This window comes from Halomarina ordinaria, assembly GCF_030553305.1.
In the GTDB taxonomy this organism is placed as follows: Archaea; Halobacteriota; Halobacteria; order Halobacteriales; family Haloarculaceae; genus Halomarina; species Halomarina ordinaria.
This window is the reverse complement of record NZ_JARRAH010000001.1, coordinates 1,027,896-1,048,333: the sequence shown is the minus strand read 5'-3', so window position 1 is coordinate 1,048,333 and position 20,438 is coordinate 1,027,896. Positions and strand designations below refer to the sequence as shown.

At 69.3% G+C, this 20,438-nt stretch carries 27 protein-coding genes, 1 tRNA gene and 1 pseudogene; 13 read left to right on the top strand and 16 right to left on the bottom strand.

The window, feature by feature from the left end:
* The first annotated feature begins 17 nt into the window (after window positions 1-17).
* Complete coding sequence (locus tag P1Y20_RS05710; RefSeq protein ID WP_304447695.1) at window positions 18-230, top strand: hypothetical protein; 213 nt, start codon at window positions 18-20, stop codon at window positions 228-230.
* A gap of 3 nt (window positions 231-233) precedes the next feature.
* Here the strand turns inward: P1Y20_RS05710 and P1Y20_RS05705 are convergent, their stop codons facing one another.
* A complete protein-coding gene (locus tag P1Y20_RS05705; RefSeq protein WP_304447694.1) occupies window positions 234-1,022 on the bottom strand; it encodes a DUF2705 family protein in 789 nt (262 codons plus the stop codon).
* A complete protein-coding gene (locus P1Y20_RS05700) occupies window positions 1,015-1,959 on the bottom strand; it encodes an ABC transporter ATP-binding protein (RefSeq protein WP_304447693.1) in 945 nt (314 codons plus the stop codon). The genes P1Y20_RS05705 and P1Y20_RS05700 overlap by 8 nt, the downstream gene beginning before the upstream one ends.
* 97 nt (window positions 1,960-2,056) lie before the next feature.
* On the opposite strand from P1Y20_RS05700, the gene P1Y20_RS05695 reads away from it, so the two are divergent.
* Window positions 2,057-2,668, top strand: a complete 612-nt coding sequence (locus tag P1Y20_RS05695; RefSeq protein ID WP_304447692.1) for a TetR/AcrR family transcriptional regulator — start codon at window positions 2,057-2,059, stop codon at window positions 2,666-2,668.
* 70 nt (window positions 2,669-2,738) lie between these two features.
* Here P1Y20_RS05695 and P1Y20_RS05690 read toward each other — a convergent pair whose 3' ends face one another.
* Together P1Y20_RS05690 and P1Y20_RS05685 are read right to left on the bottom strand one after the other, a co-directional pair.
* Window positions 2,739-3,242, bottom strand: a complete 504-nt coding sequence (locus tag P1Y20_RS05690; RefSeq protein WP_304447691.1) for a DUF3592 domain-containing protein — start codon at window positions 3,240-3,242, stop codon at window positions 2,739-2,741.
* 121 nt (window positions 3,243-3,363) lie between these two features.
* Window positions 3,364-3,684 (bottom strand): DUF7344 domain-containing protein, encoded by a 321-nt coding sequence (locus tag P1Y20_RS05685; protein WP_304447690.1) that lies wholly within the window; start codon window positions 3,682-3,684, stop codon window positions 3,364-3,366.
* 86 nt (window positions 3,685-3,770) lie between these two features.
* On the opposite strand from P1Y20_RS05685, the gene P1Y20_RS05680 reads away from it, so the two are divergent.
* Window positions 3,771-4,094 (top strand): HalOD1 output domain-containing protein, encoded by a 324-nt coding sequence (locus P1Y20_RS05680; protein ID WP_304447689.1) that lies wholly within the window; start codon window positions 3,771-3,773, stop codon window positions 4,092-4,094.
* Window positions 4,095-4,122: 28 nt separating this feature from the next.
* On the opposite strand, the gene P1Y20_RS05675 is transcribed toward P1Y20_RS05680, so the two are convergent.
* Both P1Y20_RS05675 and P1Y20_RS05670 read right to left on the bottom strand, forming a co-directional pair.
* On the bottom strand, window positions 4,123-4,302 hold the full coding sequence (locus P1Y20_RS05675) for a hypothetical protein (RefSeq protein ID WP_304447688.1): 180 nt from the start codon (window positions 4,300-4,302) through the stop codon (window positions 4,123-4,125).
* Between the two features lie 433 nt (window positions 4,303-4,735).
* A complete protein-coding gene (locus P1Y20_RS05670) occupies window positions 4,736-5,443 on the bottom strand; it encodes a helix-turn-helix domain-containing protein (protein ID WP_304447687.1) in 708 nt (235 codons plus the stop codon).
* A 347-nt stretch (window positions 5,444-5,790) separates the two neighbouring features.
* Here P1Y20_RS05670 and P1Y20_RS05665 point away from each other — a divergent pair, with 347 nt between their 5' ends.
* Both P1Y20_RS05665 and P1Y20_RS05660 read left to right on the top strand, forming a co-directional pair.
* Window positions 5,791-6,117: a DUF7130 family rubredoxin-like protein gene (locus tag P1Y20_RS05665; RefSeq protein WP_304447686.1), complete on the top strand. Its 327-nt coding sequence runs from the start codon at window positions 5,791-5,793 to the stop codon at window positions 6,115-6,117.
* A gap of 136 nt (window positions 6,118-6,253) precedes the next feature.
* Window positions 6,254-6,514: a hypothetical protein gene (locus P1Y20_RS05660; protein ID WP_304447685.1), complete on the top strand. Its 261-nt coding sequence runs from the start codon at window positions 6,254-6,256 to the stop codon at window positions 6,512-6,514.
* 367 nt (window positions 6,515-6,881) lie between these two features.
* Here the strand turns inward: P1Y20_RS05660 and P1Y20_RS05655 are convergent, their stop codons facing one another.
* Window positions 6,882-7,805 (bottom strand): acetamidase/formamidase family protein, encoded by a 924-nt coding sequence (locus tag P1Y20_RS05655; protein ID WP_304447684.1) that lies wholly within the window; start codon window positions 7,803-7,805, stop codon window positions 6,882-6,884.
* 107 nt (window positions 7,806-7,912) lie between these two features.
* Window positions 7,913-7,985, bottom strand: a tRNA-Thr gene (locus P1Y20_RS05650).
* Between the two features lie 108 nt (window positions 7,986-8,093).
* On the opposite strand from P1Y20_RS05650, the gene P1Y20_RS05645 reads away from it, so the two are divergent.
* Entirely contained in the window at window positions 8,094-9,242 is a 1,149-nt protein-coding gene (locus P1Y20_RS05645; RefSeq protein ID WP_304447683.1) for a thiolase family protein, read from the top strand.
* 546 nt (window positions 9,243-9,788) lie between these two features.
* On the opposite strand, the gene P1Y20_RS05640 is transcribed toward P1Y20_RS05645, so the two are convergent.
* The 4 genes and pseudogenes from P1Y20_RS05640 to btuC form a co-directional block, all read right to left on the bottom strand.
* Window positions 9,789-10,046 (bottom strand): UPF0058 family protein, encoded by a 258-nt coding sequence (locus tag P1Y20_RS05640; RefSeq protein ID WP_304447682.1) that lies wholly within the window; start codon window positions 10,044-10,046, stop codon window positions 9,789-9,791.
* Window positions 10,047-10,117: 71 nt separating this feature from the next.
* Window positions 10,118-10,792, bottom strand: coding sequence for a CAP domain-containing protein (locus tag P1Y20_RS05635; RefSeq protein ID WP_304447681.1), 675 nt, complete (start codon window positions 10,790-10,792; stop codon window positions 10,118-10,120).
* 129 nt (window positions 10,793-10,921) lie between these two features.
* Window positions 10,922-11,683, bottom strand: a pseudogene (locus P1Y20_RS05630) (heme ABC transporter ATP-binding protein); the annotation flags it as partial.
* Window positions 11,680-12,804, bottom strand: coding sequence for a vitamin B12 ABC transporter permease BtuC (gene btuC / locus P1Y20_RS05625; RefSeq protein ID WP_304447680.1), 1,125 nt, complete (start codon window positions 12,802-12,804; stop codon window positions 11,680-11,682). The pseudogene P1Y20_RS05630 and the gene btuC, both read right to left, overlap by 4 nt.
* 60 nt (window positions 12,805-12,864) lie before the next feature.
* On the opposite strand from btuC, the gene P1Y20_RS05620 reads away from it, so the two are divergent.
* The 4 genes from P1Y20_RS05620 (at window position 12,865) to P1Y20_RS05605 (ending at window position 15,692) form a co-directional block, all read left to right on the top strand.
* Entirely contained in the window at window positions 12,865-13,965 is a 1,101-nt protein-coding gene (locus tag P1Y20_RS05620; RefSeq protein ID WP_304447679.1) for a PGF-CTERM-anchored ABC transporter substrate-binding protein, read from the top strand.
* A 155-nt stretch (window positions 13,966-14,120) separates the two neighbouring features.
* Window positions 14,121-14,399, top strand: coding sequence for a signal recognition particle subunit SRP19 (gene srp19, locus P1Y20_RS05615; RefSeq protein ID WP_304447678.1), 279 nt, complete (start codon window positions 14,121-14,123; stop codon window positions 14,397-14,399).
* Entirely contained in the window at window positions 14,396-14,623 is a 228-nt protein-coding gene (locus tag P1Y20_RS05610) for an H/ACA ribonucleoprotein complex subunit GAR1 (RefSeq protein WP_304447677.1), read from the top strand. Before srp19 ends, P1Y20_RS05610 begins: the two co-directional genes overlap by 4 nt.
* Window positions 14,624-14,693: 70 nt before the next feature.
* Window positions 14,694-15,692 (top strand): presenilin family intramembrane aspartyl protease PSH, encoded by a 999-nt coding sequence (locus P1Y20_RS05605; RefSeq protein ID WP_304447676.1) that lies wholly within the window; start codon window positions 14,694-14,696, stop codon window positions 15,690-15,692.
* Here P1Y20_RS05605 and P1Y20_RS05600 read toward each other — a convergent pair whose 3' ends face one another.
* Window positions 15,693-16,682: an ornithine cyclodeaminase family protein gene (locus tag P1Y20_RS05600; RefSeq protein WP_304447675.1), complete on the bottom strand. Its 990-nt coding sequence runs from the start codon at window positions 16,680-16,682 to the stop codon at window positions 15,693-15,695. It lies immediately after the preceding gene.
* Between the two features lie 89 nt (window positions 16,683-16,771).
* On the bottom strand, window positions 16,772-16,981 hold the full coding sequence (locus P1Y20_RS05595) for a DUF8015 family protein (RefSeq protein ID WP_304447674.1): 210 nt from the start codon (window positions 16,979-16,981) through the stop codon (window positions 16,772-16,774).
* Window positions 16,982-17,313: 332 nt separating this feature from the next.
* Here P1Y20_RS05595 and P1Y20_RS05590 point away from each other — a divergent pair, with 332 nt between their 5' ends.
* Window positions 17,314-18,453, top strand: coding sequence for an MFS transporter (locus P1Y20_RS05590; protein WP_379737784.1), 1,140 nt, complete (start codon window positions 17,314-17,316; stop codon window positions 18,451-18,453).
* On the opposite strand, the gene P1Y20_RS05585 is transcribed toward P1Y20_RS05590, so the two are convergent.
* Window positions 18,437-18,859, bottom strand: a complete 423-nt coding sequence (locus P1Y20_RS05585) for a DUF3054 domain-containing protein (protein ID WP_304447672.1) — start codon at window positions 18,857-18,859, stop codon at window positions 18,437-18,439. The two genes, P1Y20_RS05590 and P1Y20_RS05585, sit on opposite strands and share 17 nt — an antisense overlap.
* A gap of 113 nt (window positions 18,860-18,972) precedes the next feature.
* Here P1Y20_RS05585 and P1Y20_RS05580 point away from each other — a divergent pair, with 113 nt between their 5' ends.
* Together P1Y20_RS05580 and P1Y20_RS05575 are read left to right on the top strand one after the other, a co-directional pair.
* A complete protein-coding gene (locus P1Y20_RS05580) occupies window positions 18,973-19,533 on the top strand; it encodes a GNAT family N-acetyltransferase (protein WP_304447671.1) in 561 nt (186 codons plus the stop codon).
* A gap of 67 nt (window positions 19,534-19,600) precedes the next feature.
* Entirely contained in the window at window positions 19,601-19,918 is a 318-nt protein-coding gene (locus tag P1Y20_RS05575; protein ID WP_304447670.1) for a DMT family transporter, read from the top strand.
* A 13-nt stretch (window positions 19,919-19,931) separates the two neighbouring features.
* Here P1Y20_RS05575 and P1Y20_RS05570 read toward each other — a convergent pair whose 3' ends face one another.
* On the bottom strand, window positions 19,932-20,375 hold the full coding sequence (locus tag P1Y20_RS05570; RefSeq protein WP_304447669.1) for a hypothetical protein: 444 nt from the start codon (window positions 20,373-20,375) through the stop codon (window positions 19,932-19,934).
* Window positions 20,376-20,438: the final 63 nt, after the last annotated feature.

The following is a 20,438-nucleotide window of genomic DNA, read 5'->3' as shown; positions in this document are numbered from 1 at the left end:
CCGACGTTCGCGTGACCATGACACCCGACCGACGCAGGACCGAACGCATCGACACCGGCTCCATGGCCGTGCGACTCCCCGACGCCGCCGCCCGCACCCCGGGTGTCGCGGCCGCGACGCCTGGCGTCGCGTCGCGCACGCCCGGCGTCGCCTGGCGGACCCCGAACGTCGCCGCCCGGACGCCGAGCGTCGCCACGTGGCGTCTCTCGCTCCTCCTGCCCGAGGAGTGACGCTCAGTTGACGTCGCGGCGCGCGAACCACAGTTCGCTCACACCGACGAGCACGAGGGTGGCGACGAGCAGTGCTGCCGCGCCGACGAGGTCGTAGGTGCCCTCGACGAGCACCGCCGTCGGGTCGTAGTAGCGCATCGGGGCGAGCGCGCCCAGCCACGCGTAGTCGGTTCCGGCGACGACGGTGTCGACGAGGTAGAGGCCGAAGACGGCGGCGAGCGCGGCGCGCTGGGCGATACTCGCCCGGTCGAACACGACCGACGCGAGCAGGCCGACGGCCGCCGTCGACAGGAGGTAGGGTATCGACAGCGCGTGGACCGCGAGCAGGTCCGGCACCGAGATTAGGTCGTCGATGAGGAGCGTGGCGACGTAGACGACCACCGGGACGACGACGTTGAGGACGACCAGCGGGACGCACAGCGCGAGGAACTTCTCCGTGACCACCCGCGAGCGCCGGAGCGGGAGCGAGAGCAGGAGGTCCATCCGGCCGCGCTCGACGTCGTCCGCGACCACCTCGGCGGCGGCGTACGCGAAGTAGAGGCCGAGGAGGACGACCCAGCCGAACGCGTACAGTTCGACCGCGAGGAACCCCTCGATGGTGTTCAGCGTCGCGATGCCGAACGCCTCCCGGAAGACGGGCGGGAACGCCTCGATGTACTCGTCGAGGTCGACCGACGAGGAGACCGACGGGAAGATGCCGACGTAGAGCGCGACGAGCAGGCTCAACCCGACGGTGAGGGCCGCCGCACCCGTGAGGCGCCGCCGCCCCTCGTATCGCGCGAGTTCAAACATTCGCCGTCCCCTCCTCGGCGCGGCTCGCGTCCCGATGGTCCTCGGTGTCGCCGTAGAACCGCAGGAAGACGTCTTCGAGCGGCGCCTCCTCGACCGCGAGGTCGACCAGGTCGAAGTCGGCCAGGCGGTCGGTCAGGGCGTTGACCTCGCCGGTGTACGTGAACGTCACCTCCGTCGCCGCGTCGCCGTCACCGTCGTGTACCTCCAGGTCGTGGACGCCCGGAAGGGCGAGGTCGGTCGTCGCGAGCGGTTCGGCGCTCCGGGCGTGGACGGCCTTCCCGCTCCGGTCGACGAGGTCCTCGACGCGCTCGGTCGTGACGAGTCGGCCGTCCCGGAGGATGGCGACCCGGTCACAGATGCGCCGCACCTCGCCGAGGACGTGCGAGGAGAAGAACACGGTGACGCCGCGGTCGCGCTCCGCGCGGACGAACTCCTCGAACCGACGCTGTAACAGCGGGTCGAGCCCCGAGGTCGGTTCGTCGAGTATCACGAGCGCCGGGTCGTGCATGAACGCCTGGACGATTCCCAGCTTCTGTCGGTTGCCCGTCGAGTACTCGCGGACCTCGCGGTCGAGCGGCGGGTCGAACAGGTCGAGCAGGTCGTCGCGACGCGCGTCCCCCTTTATCGAGGCGTGGAGGTCGAGTATCTCCCGTCCCGTGGCCGTCTCGTCGAACGCCGGACTCGCCGGGAGGTAGCCGACCCGGCGCTTGACCTCGACGAGCGAACGCTCGTCGGTCACGTCGGCGCCCAGGACGGCGGCCCCGCCCGTCGTCGGGGACAGAAACCCCATCAGCGTCCGGATGGTCGTCGTCTTGCCCGCCCCGTTCGGCCCGAGGAAGCCGAACACCTCGCCGTCCTCGACGGCGAAGGTCAACGAGTCGACGCCGAGGACGCTCCCGTACTCCTTCGTCAGGTCGGTCACGTCGATAGCCACCATACCTCCCACTCGACTTCGTGACCAAATATCTCTTTCGTTTATGAAGTCATGAACGATGAACGTATCGTTTATCGAGTTCGCTCACCAACCGTCGACCATGCACGGGTTCAGCGACGAGGAGCGGGTGCGGATTCGCGAGCGGCTCCTGGAGACGGGCCGCGAGATGCTGCTCACGTACGGCCCGAAGAAGACGAACGTCGCGGACATCACCGAACCGGTCGGCATCGCCAAGAGCACGTTCTATCGCTTCTTCGACTCGAAAGACGAGCTGTACCTGGAGGTGGTCCAGCGCGAGTTCGACCAGCTGACCGCCTGTATCGACGAGGAACTCGCGGACGTCGAGGACCCGTGCGAGGGGCTCGAGCGCCTGTTCGGCTGTTATCGTGACTTCGCCGAGGGGAACCCGCTCGTCCAGCGGTTGCTCACGCGCGACGACTACCGGGAGACGTTCCGGAACGTCCCGCCGGAGACGGTCGAGCGCGTCCAGCGGGAGGCGCTGGCCGACATCGTCCCTCACGTTGAGAGGCTCCAGGCCCGCACCGACGGCCCGCTCGCACGACGCGACCCCGTCGTCGTGCTCATGCTGATGGGGACCGTCGGCCAGATGGTCCTCTATCGGGAGGAGTACGAGGAGTACGGCGAGGGGTACTACGAGGAGGTGCAGGACCTCCTCGTCACGTCGCTGGCGCGAGGGTTGACCGCCGGGTGAGGGACCGCCGGGGAGAGTGCTTCGCTCGACCGACCCGTCGTCCGGGGATGCGTCGCCGCGCGTCGGTCGCCTACCTGCCTGCGAGTCCTCTGACCACGGACGCGCCGCCGACGAGGACGAACAGGCCGCCGATGGCGACGAACTTCAGCGGGCCGTTCGACCGCCGGTCCGTCAGGAACGCCTCGCTCGGCGAGTCGGGGTCCACGTACGCGGTGACCGTGTCGCCCGTCTCGTACCCCTGCAGGGCCGACTCGGCCGCGGACCTCGTGTCGTACGTCGAGGTGACCGCGCTCGGGAAGACGTCGTCGCTCGTGTAGGCCGTTCCCTCGTACCGGTAGTCGAAACTCACCGTCGGCCTGTACTCGGGACCGCCCCGGCGCTGGGAGACGGACTCCGTTCCGGTCTCGGTGACCGTCGCGTCGACCTCGACCGCGTTCGCCACCGCGTCCGACTGCTGTGTGTAGTCGTACGCACCGACCCCGGTGACGAGGAGGCCGACGACCAGCGCCAGCGCACCGCCGCGAACCGGGTCGAGTTCTCTACCACCGATGGAGATGCTGAAATCCGGGGACACGCCGGAAGGTGACGACTGTTCCCTGTTAACGATACCGACGGCTCCGGTCGGAGCGTGTCCCTGCTCACGTCGTCCCCGGTACTGGCCGCCGTCCGGCGAGCGTCCCCCTCGACGCCGGTACTCAGACCAGCGCGTCGAGGTCGTCGATGTGTTCGCCGGGCTCGACGGTTCGCTCGTCGGGGTCGAAGTCGACGACGTCGTCCTCGTCGAGCCGGGGGAGGTCGCGGTGCATCAGCACTACCTGCAGGTGGTCCCGGGGGTCGGCGTCGGGCGGGTCGGCGCGTTCGACGGCGTCCCTGTCGGTCAGTTCGTCCACCAGCGCGTCGAGCGTGTACTCATCGGGGTCCGCTAACAGGAGGTCGACGACCGCTCGACGGCGCTCGCTCGCGAGGGCCTCGAACGCGTCGTCTCTCGACAGTTCCTCCGGCTGGAACCGGTCCATACTCGGGAGATACAGCGTCCAGATATTTAGTTTTGTGCTCACTTCACGGGAAAGAATTTATCTGGTGGGCTGCCGGTCACTTACACATGACCCGGCCCGTCGACGATACCGGCGCGTATCGGGGGGACGACCCGGAGACGAATCACTACACGCGCGAGCTCCCGAACGACGACCCCCGAAGCGTCGGCATCGTGACCGCTATCGCGGACGTCGCCGGCTGTGACCCGCTGGCGCTCCCGGAACTGCTCTACGACGTCGTCGACGTCGACGCGCTGGACAGCATCTTCCCTCCGGATACCGTCTCGCCCGACGGACGTCCGTCGCTCTCGTTTCGCTTCTGTGGCTACGCCGTCACCGTCTACCCCGAGGAGGTGGTCATCCTCGAACCGACCTCGGCGAGTAACTGCTGAGGCGAAAGAGGACCACGGGTCGACGCCCTCACGCCTGATAGAGGGCGGCCAGGTCCGACGGCGAGCGACACACTTCGAGGGAGTACGTCCCCTCGGTCAGCGATTCGATTCGGAACCAGTCGTCGCCCAGTGCCTCCACCGTGACGGACACCTCACGCGACGGTGGGGTGACTGTCGCCCCCCGTCCGCTGACCGACCACGTGTCCATACCGAAACGTTCGGCTCGAGAATATATAAAATCTCGTGCCTGTTCACGCGCGTGTCGTCTTCCCCCGCGTGGGTTGGCTGTTCGTCGCTCGGTCCGTCGCCGACGTCCGTTATTTACGGTTCGTAACTAGCCACACCATTCTGGACGGCGGGCCTGCGACGTTCGATGGGGACCCGCCGTACCGCTCCGTGTACACGCCGGGGAACTCACCGGCGCACAGGTCGGGGTGAGAGACGGGGGAGTACGCGCCGGGGCTCCGGCCGTCGTTACCTGTGCAGGCCCAAGACACACCCCGATACGTCGACTCGTCCTCGTGGAGGGACAGGGTCGGCGCGAGGCGTCCACCGGTCCCGTGTCGACGCCGGTGTGGACCTCACGGTCACAGGTGGGTCGACGGCCCGCGCCGACCCGGCGACCCCTCCCCGTTCTCGGCCTACGACTTCCCCTGAGCACCGCGACTCGACGAGTTCGTCGCTCCATCGACCGGGCGCTGTCCGGCCTCGCCCGGGTAGATGCGGCCGAGGGTGCTGTCGAGGGCCCGGCGGATCCGTTCGGAACAGGCCTGGTGAGAGATGCCGAGTTCTTCGGCCAGTTCCTCGAGGTTGACCTTGCGCGGGATGTCGAAGTAGCCGCGTCGGTAGGCCAGGCGAAGCGTGTCGCACTGGTCGTCGGTGAGGTGCGTCGGCGAGACGCCCTCGGCCGTCGCCACGTCCGAGACGGAGTCGACGGTGAAGTCGATGTCCGCGCTCCGGAAGGTCTCGACGGCCTCCGAGCACTCCTGGCGCGTCGGGTACAGCAGGTTGACGTGCCAGCCCTCCGCGGTCCCGCGAAACCCGAGCAGCGTCCCCCCCTCGCGGGTGAGCGTCTGGAACGTGACGCGGGGTTTCGGCCCCCACGAAACGTGATAGAGGCGGCGGTCGCCGGTCCGAGCGATTTCGGTGGCCGTCTCGACGCTCGAATCCGCGGCGATGGTCTCTTCGAGGTCCTCCTCGTACTGCGATTCCAGGTGGAGAAGCGGCGTCGCCACCGACCGGGCCGCTGCCGTCTCCTCGGCGGTCACGACCAGGTCTGGGACCGCAGTGAACGTCTCCGCGAGTGCCACGTCCGCGACGTCGATGTCACCCGTCACCAGCGTAGCCATAGCATCATCGAGACAACGCGCGCAAGTAACGTTTCTGGCCGTCGTTCCGGAAATAAACTCGTCGAGAGAGTTCGTACGAACGGGAGTGAGGACGCCGTCTGTCCGTCTCTCCGGCGGACTGATTCCGAGCCCCGGCGGTCGGGGGGCGTCAGCGGGTCCCGTTCTCGACACTCGCGTACTGGGTGATAAGCGGAGGGCCGGCGAACTCGACCGGCCGCTCGATGCCCCTCCCCGGCGAATCGAGGCTATCGACGTCGCAGGGCCGGCCGCCGAAGGAGCGCTGGCCCCGTCGGGGGCCTGCCAGTGAAGCGTCGAGACTGATGTGGGAACGCACCGAAGGAGGTTCGATGAGTGGATACGGTGAGAAGCCGACCGACACGGAGGAGCGCGAGGCCGAATCGCTCGCGGTCGGCCAGACGCTCTACACCGACGACGGAATCGCCGTCGGTCACGTCCGGAGTTTCGAGGAGGGGGGCGTCTTCGTGACCACCCGCGAGGGAGCGACGGGGCTCTCCGTCGAACACGCCCGGTCGGGCCACGAGTTCGGCAGCGCGGAACTGGTCTGGCGGTGTACGACCTGCGGGGAGATGGGCGAGATACGGGGCGGCCTCCCGGAGGAGTGTCCGAACTGCGGCGCCGAAAAGGAGGAACTCATGTACTGGCGCGAGGACTGACGGCCCTCCCCACCGGTCGACCGTCACGAGGGGACGAACCGACGATACGTCAGATACTACGGACACGTCGCGGACTAACTATATCGTGTCAACTAACCAAATACTTTAACGACTGACGGTGCAACGGAAGGTTGTGATGGAATTGTTCCAACAGAATAAGCGGGGTCGTTCCGCGGAGCGCGAAGAGACGAAACAGGCGGAGGACGCAGGGACCGACCCGGTACTGCTCGCGGCGGCCGGGTCGGTGCTGTTCTCCTGGTACCAGTTCTACGTTCGGGGCGACGCGGCGCGCGGCGTGTTCGTCGGCCTGTGGCCGCCGACCATCCTCGCGTTCGCGAGCTACTACAAGCAGACGGACATGTCCGACCGGATGGACCGCATCCGACGGATGATGTAACCCGGTACGGCTCTCGTTTTCGAGGTGCGCTCGCCGCCGACCGGTCGAACGCGGGCACACACTGAACCGGGTCGGACCCGTCGCCACCGCCGTGTCCCGACTCACGCTCACCGACGGCGACCGGACGCTGCTGGCTCGACTCGGGGTGGGTACCCGGACGGTCGAGGGACTGGCCGACACGCTGGAGGAGGCGCTCCGCGAGGAGCAAGCGCCCCTCATGCCCTCGCACGTCGGCGAGAAGTTCGACGAGCAGCGCGCCAGCGACCGAGCGCGCGACGGCGGAGCGCGACCGTCGGCGTCGACCCTCGCGTCCGCGTCCGCGTTCGCGTCCTCGTGTTCTTCCGCTTCGGTCGCGAACGTTCGGCCGTTACAGGTACTCCTTCGAGACGCTCGCCCCGATGGTGTAGTTCGGGTCGACCATGTTCCCCAGACGGACGCTCCCGACCTGTGTGAGGAAGAGGTAGGCGTCCCACGTCTCGAAACCGTAGTCCTCGACGAGCCAGTCGACGAGGTCGCGGTAGGCGATGCGGGCGGCGTCCTCCATCGGGCGGGCGCTCCCGACGCTCATGACGAACTCGTCGCTCTCGACGCGCGGCCACGACAGGTCCCAGTCCTCGACGACGTCGACGGTGATGGTCGTCTCCGTCGGGTGCTCGATGGCGACGCCACAGAGTTCGCCGTCGCCCTGGTTCGCGTGGCAGTCGCCCAGGTAGAGGTACGCCCCCTCCGTGTTCACCGGGAGGTACACCGTGTTCCCCGGACAGACGTCCGGCAGGTCCATGTTCCCTCCGTGGTCGTCGGGCGTCAGCGCGTCGACGGAGTTCAGTTCCGGCGCCGTGCTGATGGTCCCGACGAACGGCTCGTAGGGTATCACCCGCTCGTCGTCCCACCTGACGCCGTCCGTCGTCACGTCGAGTTTCTTCACGACCTCGGGGAGCGGGTCGTTCAACAGCGCCGTCCGGTCCGTCCCGGTCAGACCCCCGAACTCGGCTATCATGCACGTCGTGCCCCGGGGCTGGTCACCCCGCGGGACGATGTCCTCGATGGTGACCGCGAGCGCGTCGCCCGGCGTCGCCCCCTCGACGTATATCGGTCCGTTCTGCGGGTTGAGATAGTCGCCGAGCACCTCGCTCGGGGCGTCGTCCTCCGTCTCGATGGCCCCCTCGAACGCGTCGTGCGTCTCGACGGTCACCGTGTCGCCCGACTCGATGTGGAGGACGGGGTCGGGGTACGGCCCGACGGTGTAGTGGTACTCGCCCTGGTCGGCCTCCGTCAACTCGTGACTCGCCATACGTACACACACTCTCCGATGGCGGTGAAATAACTTCGGCAGGGGACGAACCGAACTGCAGCGTATGTGAGCGATACCGCCCGCTCTGGAGGAAGAATCGAGAGGAGAGCCGGTGGGGGGATTTGAACCCTCGACCTAATCCTTACGAAGGATTCGCTCTGCCAGCTGAGCTACACCGGCGCACCTGATACTGGTGCGAAGAACAGTATAAGGGTTGCGGAGTGCCGTCGCGGCGTGGCGGTTTCGCACGGTCCGAAGCTATATGTCGCGAATCGTCGAGCATAATTCATGAGAGATGCCGTCATCGTCGACGCGGTACGGACGCCCTTCGGAAAGCGCGGCGGCGAGTTCCGCGACACCCACCCGCAGGACCTCGCGGCCGCCCCCCTGTCGGCGCTCGAAGCGCGCCTCGGGTTCTCCCCGGACACCGTCGAGGACGTCGTCTACGGCTGTGTGACGCCGGTGGACGAGCAGGGCTTGAACGTCGCGCGCCTCGCGCCGATGGTCGCGGGCTGGGGCGACGGCGTGCCGGGCGTCCAGCTCAACCGGATGTGCGGGTCGGGCCAGCAGGCGGTCAACGTCGCCGCCGCGACCGTCGTGGCCGGCCAGCACGACGTGCTCGTCGCCGGCGGCGTCGAGCACATGACCCGCGTGCCGATGGGTAGCGACGGGTCGAGCGTCACGGACACCTACTTCGAGCACTTCGAGGAGCTGACGACGCAGGGCGAGGGCGCCGAGCGCATCGCCGAGGCGTACGACCTGACCCGCGAGGCGGTCGACGCCTACGCCGTCGAGAGCCAGCGTCGGTACGGCGAGGCGCGCGAGGCGGGCCACTACGACGACCAGCTCGTCCCCGTCGAGACGACGCTCGACGGCGAGGACGTCGTCGTGCGCGAGGACGGCCACCCCCGCCCCGGGACCGACGAGGAGACGCTCGGTTCGCTGCCGCTCGCGTTCCGCGAGGAGGGCGAGGGCGTCCTCCACGCGGGGAACTCCTCGGGTATCGTCGACGGGGCGAGCGCGCTCGTCGTCGCCAGCGAGGAGGCCGCGACGGCCCACGGCTGGGAGCCGAAAGCCCGCGTCGTCGAGACGGCCGTCGTCGGCGTCGACCCCGTGACGATGCTCACCGGTCCCATCCCCGCGACCGAGGAGGTGCTGGCGCGCGCGGACATGACCGTCGACGACGTCGACCGGTTCGAGGTGAACGAGGCGTTCGCCTCCGTCGTCCTCGCCTGGCTGGCGGAGACGGGTGCGGACCACGCGCGGACCAACGTCGGCGGCGGCGCCATCGCCCACGGACACCCCCTGGGTGCGACCGGGGCCGCCCTCGTGACGAAACTCGTCCACGACCTCGAACGAACCGGCGAGAGGGTCGGCCTCTGTACGATGTGCATCGGGTTCGGTCAGGGTATCGCGACCATCGTCGAACGAGTGTAGGGTCCGGTCGGGGTGCTGGCGATAGAACAGCAGTACCGTTTCATAATACCCCGAACTATTCGAGATTCACCTGAAAATTCCACCACTCGATGCCTCTTCAGTACTCTTTGAGGCCGATTATACGCCTAATAGCGAACTGCTAAGTATCGGCTCGGTCTCGGTACGTATGCGATGTGTGCTCAGGGTTCGATACACGATACGACACGGTGCTCGCGCTCGTCGGTCGCCGCGGCGCGCGCGGCGCGCGTCCCCGAGGACGCGACGCAACTGGGGGTGGTCGCGACGTAACGTCCCCTCGTGAGACCGACTCCGGTCCGTCCGACCGTGGTAACTTATTCCGTGGCCGCGTCGTCCCCCCCCTGGTGGCGCGGCCGTTCAGCTCTTTCCCGTCGCTCGCGCGGTGCCGTCGCTCTCTACAGCACCAGCGCGAGCACGACTCCGAGGAGGATGAGGACGAAGATGACGACCGTGACGAACAGGAAGAACCGGTCGGCTGCGTTCATGTCTCCGTCAGCGTCCGTCGCGATATTAAAACCCGCTCCTCCCTCAGTCGCCGTGTGCGCTGGCCTGCTGGTCGTCGTGCTCCTCGACGGCGTCGGCCTGCCTCGCGGCGTCGGCGAGGCGTTCGGTCAGCGTGGTGACCGCCACCTCGTGGTCTCGCTTCGAGCGGTAGACCGCGGCCGGCGACACGCCGAGTTCCTCGTACGCCTCGAGTGCGTCCGCCGGGAGGTCCTCGCGCCTCCGCATGTACCGCGAGACGCGGTCGAGCAACGCGTGGTAGTGGACGAGTTCCCGTTTGCGCATCGTGTCTCCCTCTAGGATTTAGGCACTCCTAAACCCTTCGCGGTGAACCGAAAATCAGCGACCGGCACCGGTCAGCAGAGGTCGAGCGTCGCGTAGACGTACCCCGAGTCGGTGACCTCGACGCCGACGCCGAGACGGCTCGCGTAGCGGTACGTGAGTTTGGTGCGTGCCTCCTCGTCCGCGGCCCACTGCGTGGCGACGGTCTTCGCGACCTCCCGTTCGTCGGGGGCCTCGGTCGTGTTCAGCGTCACGCGCGTAATCGTCTCCAGCTCGCGGCCCTCCCTGACGCCCGAGCGGGTGTCGTCGGGGACGCGACACTGGTCGTAGAGGTCGAACTCCTCGTAGCGCTCGACGGTGTCGTAGCCCGCGGCGGCGTGCGAGGGGTACCCCTGGTCGGCCATCCCCGCGCTGTGGAACCGGGCCATCTCTGTGAGCGCGTCGTACTCCGAGAGGGGGTCCCGGTCCGACTCCGCCCGGCCCGCGTTCACCGCGGCGACGATTCCGTCCTCTATCGCGACCGTGTCCACCTCGCTCGCGTTGAACGACGCGGCCGTCTCGTTCCGGTCTCCGTCGTCGCTCGCGTTCGTCTCCCCGTCGTCGGCCGGGGTCACCTCCTCCACGTCGTCCGCCTCCTCGGCCCCTTCCACAGGAGTGTCGGCCGAGAGTTGCCAGCCCAGAAAGCCGCCGACGGCCACCGACAGGAGGACGATGCCGCCGAGGACGCCGAGCAGTACCTTGTTCACCATCGTCCGTACCTGGCGGTCCAGATACATCTAAGTTTTGGATACTGTTATTAATTCTGACTATTACTGTCGAGGGTCTCGACGCGGGTCGGGTTGCTCCTCCCCCCCGTCCCGCCGGTGGTCGCGCTCGCCCAGCGCCGTGACGGCGGGCGTGCCCGTCACGGGGTTCGAGCGGACGGCGACCCGGACGTCGAACGCGCGTTCGACCACCTCCGTCGAGAGCACGTCGTCGGGCGGGCCGGCGGCGAGCACGCGCCCCTCGGAGAGGACGACCAGCGCGTCGCAGTAGCGGGCCGCGAGGTCGAGGTCGTGGATGGCCGCGAGCGCGGTCCGGCCGTCCTCGACGAGTCCGGAGACGAGTTCGAGCGTCCCGACCTGGTGGTTGATGTCGAGGCTCGCCGTCGGTTCGTCGAGCAGGAGGACGGGGGCGGCCTGTGCCAGCGCGCGCGCGAGGAGGACGCGCTGGCGCTCGCCGCCGCTGACCGCGCCCACCGGCCGGTCGGCGAGGTGGACGATGCAGGCCCGTTCGAGGGCGCGCTCGACGGCCTCGCGGTCGGAGGGTTCGGTCCGGTCGAACCGCCCGCGGTGGGGCGTCCGGCCCATGGCGACGACGTCGCGCACGGCGAAGTCGAACCCGAGGCTGGTGTCCTGCGGGACGGTGGCGACGAGGCGGGCACACTCGCGCGCCGAGAGCGACCCCACCTCGCGGCCGTCGACGGTCACCCGCCCGGCGTCGGGGCGTCGGACGCCGTTGAGCGTCTGCAGGAGCGTGGTCTTGCCGGCCCCGTTCGGCCCGACGACGGCCGTGAACGACCCCTCCGGGACCTCGAACGAGACGCCGTCCAGGACGGGCGTCCCCCCCAGGCTGACCGAGAGGTCCTCGACGGTTATCACAGCGCGTGCACCTCCCGTCTCCGGAGCAAGAAGAGGAAGAACGGGGCGCCGAGCGCCGCGGTGACGACGCCGACGGGGAGTTCCCCCGGCCCCGAGCGCGCGAGCGTGTCGGTCAGCACGAGGAAGACGCTCCCGGCGAGCGCGCTCGTCGGCAGCAGTATCCGGTGGTCCGGGCCGACGAGCAGGCGCATCACGTGGGGGACGATGAGGCCGACGAACCCGATGACGCCCACCACCGCGACGGCCACGGCGGTCATCAGCGTCGAGACGGCGAGCAGGACGCGCTTGGTGCGTTCGACTTCGATGCCGAGCGTGCGTGCGTCCTCCTCGCCCAGCAGGAGGACGTTCAGGTCGCGGGCGTACACCGCGAGGAGGGCGAAGCAGGCGAGGACGACCGGGAGGGTGAGTGTCACGTCGCTCCACGATGCCCCGTTGAGGTGGCCCATCAGCCAGTAGAGCGCGCGTTCGAGGCTGTCGCCGGCGCGTACCAGCAGGAACGACACCACCGCACCGAGGAACGTCTGGACGGCGACGCCCGCGAGCAGGAGCGTCGCTACCGGGGTCCGGCCGTCCTTCGAGGCGATGAGATAGACGAGCGCGGCCGACGCCAGCGCGCCCGCGAACGCGAGGAGGGCGATACGGACGCCGGCCGGGACGACACCGAGGACGGCGGGCGTCCCGAGGACGATGGCGGCCACCGCGCCGACGGCCGCGCCGGAGGAGACGCCGATGATGGAGGGGTCGGCCATCGGGTTGCGGAAGAACCCCTGCATCACGGTGCCGGCGGCCGCCAGCGCGAACCCGACGACGGCCGCCAGCGCGATACGCGGGAGGCGCAACTGGACGACGATGATGCGCGTCGTGCGGTCCACCTCGAAGGCGAACGGGTGGAGGTAGCCCACGTCGAGGGCCACCCACGTCGTCTGGCCGACCAGCGGGAGCGTCGCGGGCCGGGGCGACACCGAGACGGAGGCGGGGACCGCGAGCGCGTTGAGCATCGTCTTCGTCACGTCGAGCGCGCTCAGGTCGACCGAGCCGAGCAACACGCTGCCGACCGTGGACGCGAAGAGCGCGGCCGCTAACCCGACCGACCACGCGACGGTACGTGCCCAGCGCCCCATATCACAAGCCGGGTTGGATTAGGCAAATACTTATTGAATACCGTCGCAGGGTGAGGCGTCATGCGTACACGGCTCTTCGTCGTGCTCGCGGTCCTGCTCGTCGGGTTGGCCCCGGCGAGTGCGGCCCCCGCGAGCGCGACCCAGCAGGACCAGACCGAGTGTTCCTTCCCGCTCAGCGCCACCGACGCGACCGGGGCGAACGTGACCGTCGAGGAGGAACCCGAGCGTATCGTCGCGCTCCAAGCGAGCACCGCCCAGATCCTCTGGGACATCGGCGCGAAGGAGAAGGTCGTCGGGATGCCCGTCCAGCCCTACACGGCCTACCTGAACGGCTCCGAGGAGCGAACCGACGTCACCACCGAGGAGGGCGCCGTCGACGTCGAACAGGTCGTCGCGCTCGAACCGGACGTCGTCATCGCCCCGGGGGCCATCGCCGACGAGCAGATAGAACAACTGCGCGACGCGGACGTCACCGTCTACAAGTTCGCCTCCGACAACAGCGTCGAGAGCATCTACGACCAGATTCGCCTCGTCGGGCAACTGAGCGGCGAGTGCGAGGGCGCCGACGAGACGGCTACCGAGATGCAGGAGGAGGTCGAGCGTATCGAGGACGCCGTCGCGGACGAGGACCGGCCCTCCGTCCTCTACACGTTCTACGGCTTCACCGCCGGCAACGGCACCTTCATCGACAACGTCATCACGGCCGCAGGCGGCCAGAACGTCGCCGCCGAGGCCGGTGTCGAGGGGTACCAGGAGATCAGCGAGGAACAGGTCGTCGACCAGGACCCCGAGTGGGTCGTGGTGCCGAGCGACGCGCCCCTCCCCAACGGGACGGCCTACGAGAGCACCACCGCCTACCAGGAGAACCAGACGCTCACCGTCGACGCCAACCTGATGAACCAGGCCGGCCCGCGCGTGGTCCAACCCATGGGCGAACTCGCCGAGGCGTTCCACCCCGAGGCGATGGCGCAGGCGGGTGACGCGAACGCCACCGACACGAACGGCACCGACGCGAACGCGACGAACGACACCGCCAACGAGTCCGGCGCGAACGAGAGCGACGGCGAGGACGGGTCCGGCGCGTTCGGTCCCGGCTTCGGCGTCGCTGCCGCCGCCGTGGCGCTCGTCGCCGGCGCGCTGTTGACGCTCCGGCGGTCGTAACACGACACCTCCGTCCGCCGACCGCTTTCACCCCGCTCGCCTCGACGCCGACGGTCCGGTCCCGCGTCGGTCGAGTCGTTCCGTGCGCTCGCGCCGCGGAACCGGGCCCCGTGGCCTTCGAAAGCTAGTTCACTCCCCCGCGGGCTATCGCATTCATGGTCGAGAACGTCATCTGGCCCGCCGCCCTCGACGCGAACTGCTCCCGGAGTGAGGGGCGGCGCGTCTCGCTCGAACTCGCCGTCGAGGACCCGACGGTCGACGAGATAGCCCGCGCCGTCAAACAGGTCGGCTACGACGCCGTCATCGAGCGGAACAAGACCTACTCCCGCGAGTACGAACCCCGCGGACGCGTACTGGTCCAGAACGCCGACGACGCGGGCAAGAGCGACCTCCTGCAGGCCGTCGCCGCCTACGTCGGTGCCCTCCGGGCATGAAGCGCGTCGGCGAGGTGGTCCGGACCGCGCAGGGACTGCTCGTCGTCCGGTCGCCGGACGACTCTCACCCCGGCATCGGCGCCGGCGTCCTCGACGAGAACCTCGACAGCGTCGGCCGCGTCGTCGACGTGTTCGGCCCGGTCTCGCGGCCCTACGTCGCCGTCACCCCCGAGTCGGACGTCACGCCGGCGTTGCTGCTCGGCGACGCGCTGTACACCCGCTGACGGGGGCGGAGCGCACTGGAGGGGACGGGGAAACACAACGCACAAACGACACCTCTCCCTCGCATCGTGTATGAACAGACGGGCCGCCGTCGCCGCGGGCGCGACGGTACTCATCTTCCTCCTGGTACAGGTCGGGGCGGTGGCGCTGGTCGGGCCGTTCGTCGACGCCGGCTACCAGACCGTCGAGGACCCGAGCGACCCGACGAACAGCCTCCTCTACCTCGGTGCCATCCTCGTCGCGACGGGCGTGATGCTCGCCGCGTTCAAGTTCGGCGTCGACGCGCTCATCCGCCTGCTGGTCGTCTTCTCCGGCGGCCTGCTCTCGTACTACGTCTTCTCCGTCCTCCTGCCGCCCGTCGCGGTGGTCGGCGGTGCGAGCGCCCTCGCCGTCGTCGCCTCCGGCCTGCTCGTCGTCGCCCTCCTCGTCCACCCCGAGTGGTACGTCATCGACGCGGCCGGCGTCGTGATGGGCATCGGGGGGGCCGCCCTGTTCGGCATCAGTTTCGGGCTGTTGCCCGCCATCGTCCTGCTCACCGTGCTCGCGGTGTACGACGCCGTCAGCGTCTACGGCACCGAGCACATGCTCACCCTCGCCTCCGGCGTGATGGACCTGCGCGTCCCCGTCGTCCTCGTCGTCCCGCTCTCGCTCGACTACTCCTTCCTGGAGGAGAGCGGGAGCGAGCGCGTCGAGGGGGCGACCGACGGGGGCGACTCGTCGGTCGAGGGACGCGAGGACGGTCCCACCGGGGACGACGAACCCGCGAGCGCCCCCGAGCGCGACGCCTTCTTCATCGGCCTGGGCGACGCCGTCATCCCGACGGTCATCGTCGCCAGCGCGGCGTTCTTCCTCGACACCCCGTCGCTCGGCGTCCCCGGCCTCCCGGCGCTGACCCTCCCGGCGCTCACCGCGATGGTGGGCACGCTCTGCGGCCTGCTGGTGCTCGTCAGGATGGTGATGGCGGGGCGGGCGCACGCCGGCCTCCCCCTGCTCAACGGCGGCGCCATCGGCGGCTACCTCGTCGGTGCGCTGGCCGCCGGCGTTCCGCTCGCGACCGCGTTCGGGCTCTGATTACCGCCCGGTCAGCGCCTGACTCCCCGGCGCGAAGTCGATGGGCTCGCCGAGGCCTTCCTCCTCGGCCTTCCGGTAGAGCAGGTACGCCGCGGCGACCGTCTCGATGCCGGTCCCGCCGCTGTCGAAGACGGTTATCTCCTCGTCGCTCTGTCGCCCCGGGACGTCCCCGGCCAGCACCTCCCCGAGGTCGCCGTGGAGGTGGTCCGCACCGACGACGCCCTCCTCGATAGCCTGGATGAGCGCGCCGGCGTCCTGCTCGGCGCGCGCGCGGAGGTCGAGGACGTACGTCGCGCGCTCGACGGTCCGGGCGTCGAGTTCGCGCTTCACCCGGTCGTACTGGCCCATCGCGGTGACGTGCGTCCCCGGTTCGAGGAGGCCGCCGTCGAAGACCGGTTCGTCCGCCGTCGTCGCCGTGACGACCACGTCCGCGCCCTCGACGGCCGCGTCCCTGGAGGCGACGGCGCCGACGCTGGCGTCGTACTCGCCGTTCATCTCGCTGGCGAACGCCTCGCGGTGCTCCTTGGTGGGGGAGTAGACGTTCACGGTCTCGAAGTCACGGACGGTCATCGTCGCCCGGAGCTGTCCGCGCGCCTGCGCACCCGTCCCGATGATCGAGAGCGTCGTCGCGTCCTCGCGGGCGAGGGCGTCGACGCCGACGGCACCCGTCGCGCCCGTCTTGAACGGGTTGAGGCTCGCCCCGTCGATGAGTGCGAGCGGGTCGCCCGAACGGGCGTCGAACAGCGGGAGCACGAAGTGGACGTCGCCGCCCTCGAACCCCGCGGCGTAGGTGTAACCCCCCATCGCACCCGTCTCGGGGAGGATGGCGAGGTAGCCCGTGAGCATCCCCTGCGGGGCGTCGTTGAGCAGTTTCGTCCGCGGTTCGGCCGGTCCCTGCTGGCGATATCCCTGGCGGACGGCGTCGACGAACTCCGCGGGCGTCGCGAGCCCCGCCACCTCGTCGCTCGTCAGAAACAGCGTCTCCGTCATGCCCGGGACAAGAGAGGGCTACGGCTTAGCGTTGGTGATACGACGAACGGCGAGACCGCGACTGGTCCGCGAACTGCGACGCGACGCGGTCAGTCGGCGCTGTACGTCGACTGGTCCGCGGTCGGTGCGTCGTCGGTCGGGCCGTTGACGAACAGCGCGTGACCGATGATTCCCACGGCGACGAGCGCCGCGAGCGGAACCGCCGTCGTGAGCGCGACCCCCGCGAGCGTGAGAAGGGCGGTGATGCCAGCGAGCGCGACCGGAATGACTCCCAGAACGATATCGTAGTACCCAGTCATAATATACCCTAACGTAGGGTGTTCTCTTACTAATAAATTTTGGTATAGTTCCCGATACCTTCGGAGGTAGCTAACGAACACGTCACATGAACTCTGAAGTGTGTTCCTCATAAGTTATCGGCTGCTTGTTCGTAAAAATCGCACCACTGCGACGGGTCGTCTACCAGTATATGTACTCATCGGTGTCGGCGACGCTTGACTGCGGGGAACGACGGCTTGAAATGGGTCGTATCGAGAGTGGTACTGTGAATCACAACGACCGATCGATAACCGGGCTCGTGATGCTCGCGCACTCGATGGTCCACACCTACGAGTTCGCGTTCCCCGTCCTCATCACCGTCTGGCTCGTGCAGTTCGACACGACCAGCGCGGTCCTCGGGGGCATCGTCGGCGCTGGGCTGGCGCTGTTCGGCCTCGGGGCGCTCCCGGCCGGCGTCCTGGCCGACCGCATCGGCTCGCAGTCGCTCATCGTCGCCAGCCTCGTCGGGATGGGGGGGTCGTTCCTCCTGCTGAGCGTCGCGCCCAACCTCGTCGTCGTCGCCGCCGCGCTCGTCCTCTGGGGTGCCGCGGCGAGCGTCTACCACCCGGCGGGGCTCTCGCTCATCACGCGAGGCGTCGAGGAGCGGGGGACCGCCTTCGCCTACCACGGGACGGCGGGGAACGTCGGCACCGCCCTCGGCCCCTTCCTCACGACGGTCCTCCTCTTCCTCTCGGGGGACAACTGGCAGGTCGCCGTCGCGCTGCTCGCGCTCCCGGCGCTGGTCGGCGCGGTGTACGCCGTCCGCGTCGACGTCAACGAGACGGCCGCGGTGGCCGCCGACGGCGGCACGAGCAAGGCCAACCCCGGCGTCGACTCCGTCGGCGAGTTCCTCGCCACGTCGAAGAAACTCTTCGTCGGCGCCTTCGTCGTCGTCTTCGCCATCGTCATGCTCTCGGGGGTCTACTACCGCGGCATCCTCACGTTCCTGCCCGAACTGCTCGGTGGCTTCGACGTCATCGAACCCGTCTCCCTGTTCGGCCAGGAGTTCACGCCCGCGAACTACATCTACACGTTCCTCCTGGGCGTCGGCGTCTTCGGCCAGTACGTCGGCGGCAAACTCACCGACCGCATCCCCCTCGAACTCGGGCTGGCGGTCGGCTACGGAGGACTCGCCCTCATCGCCGTCGCCTACCTGCCCGTCGCCGCCGTCGGCGTCGTCCCCCTGCTCGCGCTGAGCGCCGTCCTCGGCTTCTTCGTCTTCCTCGTCCAGCCGTTCTACCAGGCGACCGTCGCCGAGTACACCTCCCCCGACGCCCGGGGGCTCTCCTACGGCTACACCTACCTCGGCGTCTTCGGCGTCGGCGCGCTCGGCGCTCCGCTGGCGGGCACCGCGCTCCAGTACCTCGACGCGGGTGCGCTGTTCGTCATCCTCGCCGGTTTCGCCGGCCTCGCGTGCGCGCTCGGCGTGTTCCTGTTCAGTCGAGGACGCTGACCACGACCCGCCACGGTACCAGCAGGACGGCACCCACCCCGAGCGAGACGAGGAAGAACGTCACCGCGAAGTCCCCGCGAAAGAGCGGCGTCGCCCGGAGCGCCTGTCCCACGACGACCGCTCCGCCCCACGCGAAGAGGGCGTAGCCGACCGCCGAACGGACCGTCTCGCGCGCCTCGCGGCCGTACGCCCCGACCAGCGGAGCGACGACGAGCCACCCGAGGAGGAACGGGAGGAACGCCTCGAAGACGTAGCCCGGGTTCGCGAACGTCCGTTCGACACCGATGTGACTGAACTCCCCGAGGACGACGAACGCGGCGATGAGGAGCAGGTCGCCCGCCGCGAGCGCGAGCGTCGTCCGGGAGAGGTCGATGCGACCCCGCGAGGTGGCGGTCCGCGTGCTCATGCTCCACGTTCGGGGCGCCGTCGGCTTGAGTGCCCCGTTCGAGTCGTCCCCCGTCCTCGCTCCGACCCCGCTCCACCGCCGGGTACAAACCCGAGCGGCGAGAACCGGCGCGCATGGAACACGCGGTCCTCGGCTGGCCCGACGAGGGGCCGACGCTGCGCCTCGACCACCGCGAGTACGCCTACGCCGGGAAGTTCGTCACCGCCGCCACCGGGAAGGCTGCCGTGCTCGCCGAGGACGCCCCCGTCGACCAGCCGAGCGCCCGCGAGGGGTACGCCAGGGGGCTGCTCGCGGTCTGTTCGTTCAACGAGGACCGCACCGACCCCGACACCGCCTGGATTCGCTACGTCACCACCCGGCGGGACCGACGCGGGGAGGGCCTCGGGGCCCGACTCGCCGCCTTCACCGCCGACCGCCTCCGCGACCGTGGCTACGAGCGCGTCCGCATCGCCGTGAACAACCCCTACGCCTACCACGCGCTGTCGAAAGCGGGCTTCGGGTTCACCGGCCGCGAAACCGGCCTCGCGGAACTCGTCCTCGAACACCCGAGCGACCGGGGACGCTACGACGAGGGCCTCGCCGTCTACGCGGCGCGCGACCTCACACCGGAGGAGGCGGCGTTCGTCGAGGCGAAGCGCGCCGCCGGCCCCCCACCGGTCCTCCCGTCGGGGTGACTCCCGCGGCGACTCCTCCGCGAACTCGAACCGGCGCGCTTTCCTCGCGCGCGCCACGACCGGCGGTATGAACCCGTGGCTCGTGTTGCTGGTCGCCGGCCTGTTCGAGGTGGTCTGGGCGCTGTCGCTGGCCGCCTCCGACGGCCTCTCGAAGCCCCTGCCGACCGCCGCCACCGTCGTCGCGCTGTTCGTCAGTATGGTGTTGCTCGCGCGCGCCGTCCAGTCGCTACCCATCGGTACCGCCTACGCCGTCTGGACCGGTATCGGCGCGGTCGGCGCGGCCGTCGGCGGCGTCCTCCTGTTCGACGAACCCGCGACGGTGCTGCGCGGCGTCTTCGTCGCCGTCATCGTCGTCGGTATCGTCGGACTGGAGACGACGGCGTAGACCGCCACTGCCCTCAGGCCCCCTCGCCCCAGAGGTACTCGACGTCCCACCGCAGGAACTCCCCCGCGAAGTACCCCGCCGTCCCGGCCACGACGGCGGCGACCGCCAGCACCGACAGCGTGACCGGGTCGAACACGAACGCCAGTCGTCCCGGGATGGTGTGCCCGGAGAGGCCGAGCAGGCCCCACTCGGCGTTGAACGCGAACAGCGGCGCGAACGCCGCCAGCCACCCCACCACCAGCCCGGCCCGGCGATAGCCGGCGACGGCCGCCGCGACGACGCCGATGACCGTCGCCGCACCGGGGAGGACGACCACACCTCCGGAGACGGCGACGACGTCGCCGGCGTACCCGAGAAACGAGACGAGGCCGGCGGTGACGACCAGGAGGAGGTCGAACCGCCGACCCGACCGGGCGTCCGGGCGACCGAGGAGCGCGGGGCGGAGCGAGGGGACCATACGCCCGGTCGTTACGAATCGGCTCGCAAAAACGTCCCGCCGGCCCCGCGACGGCGACCGGTC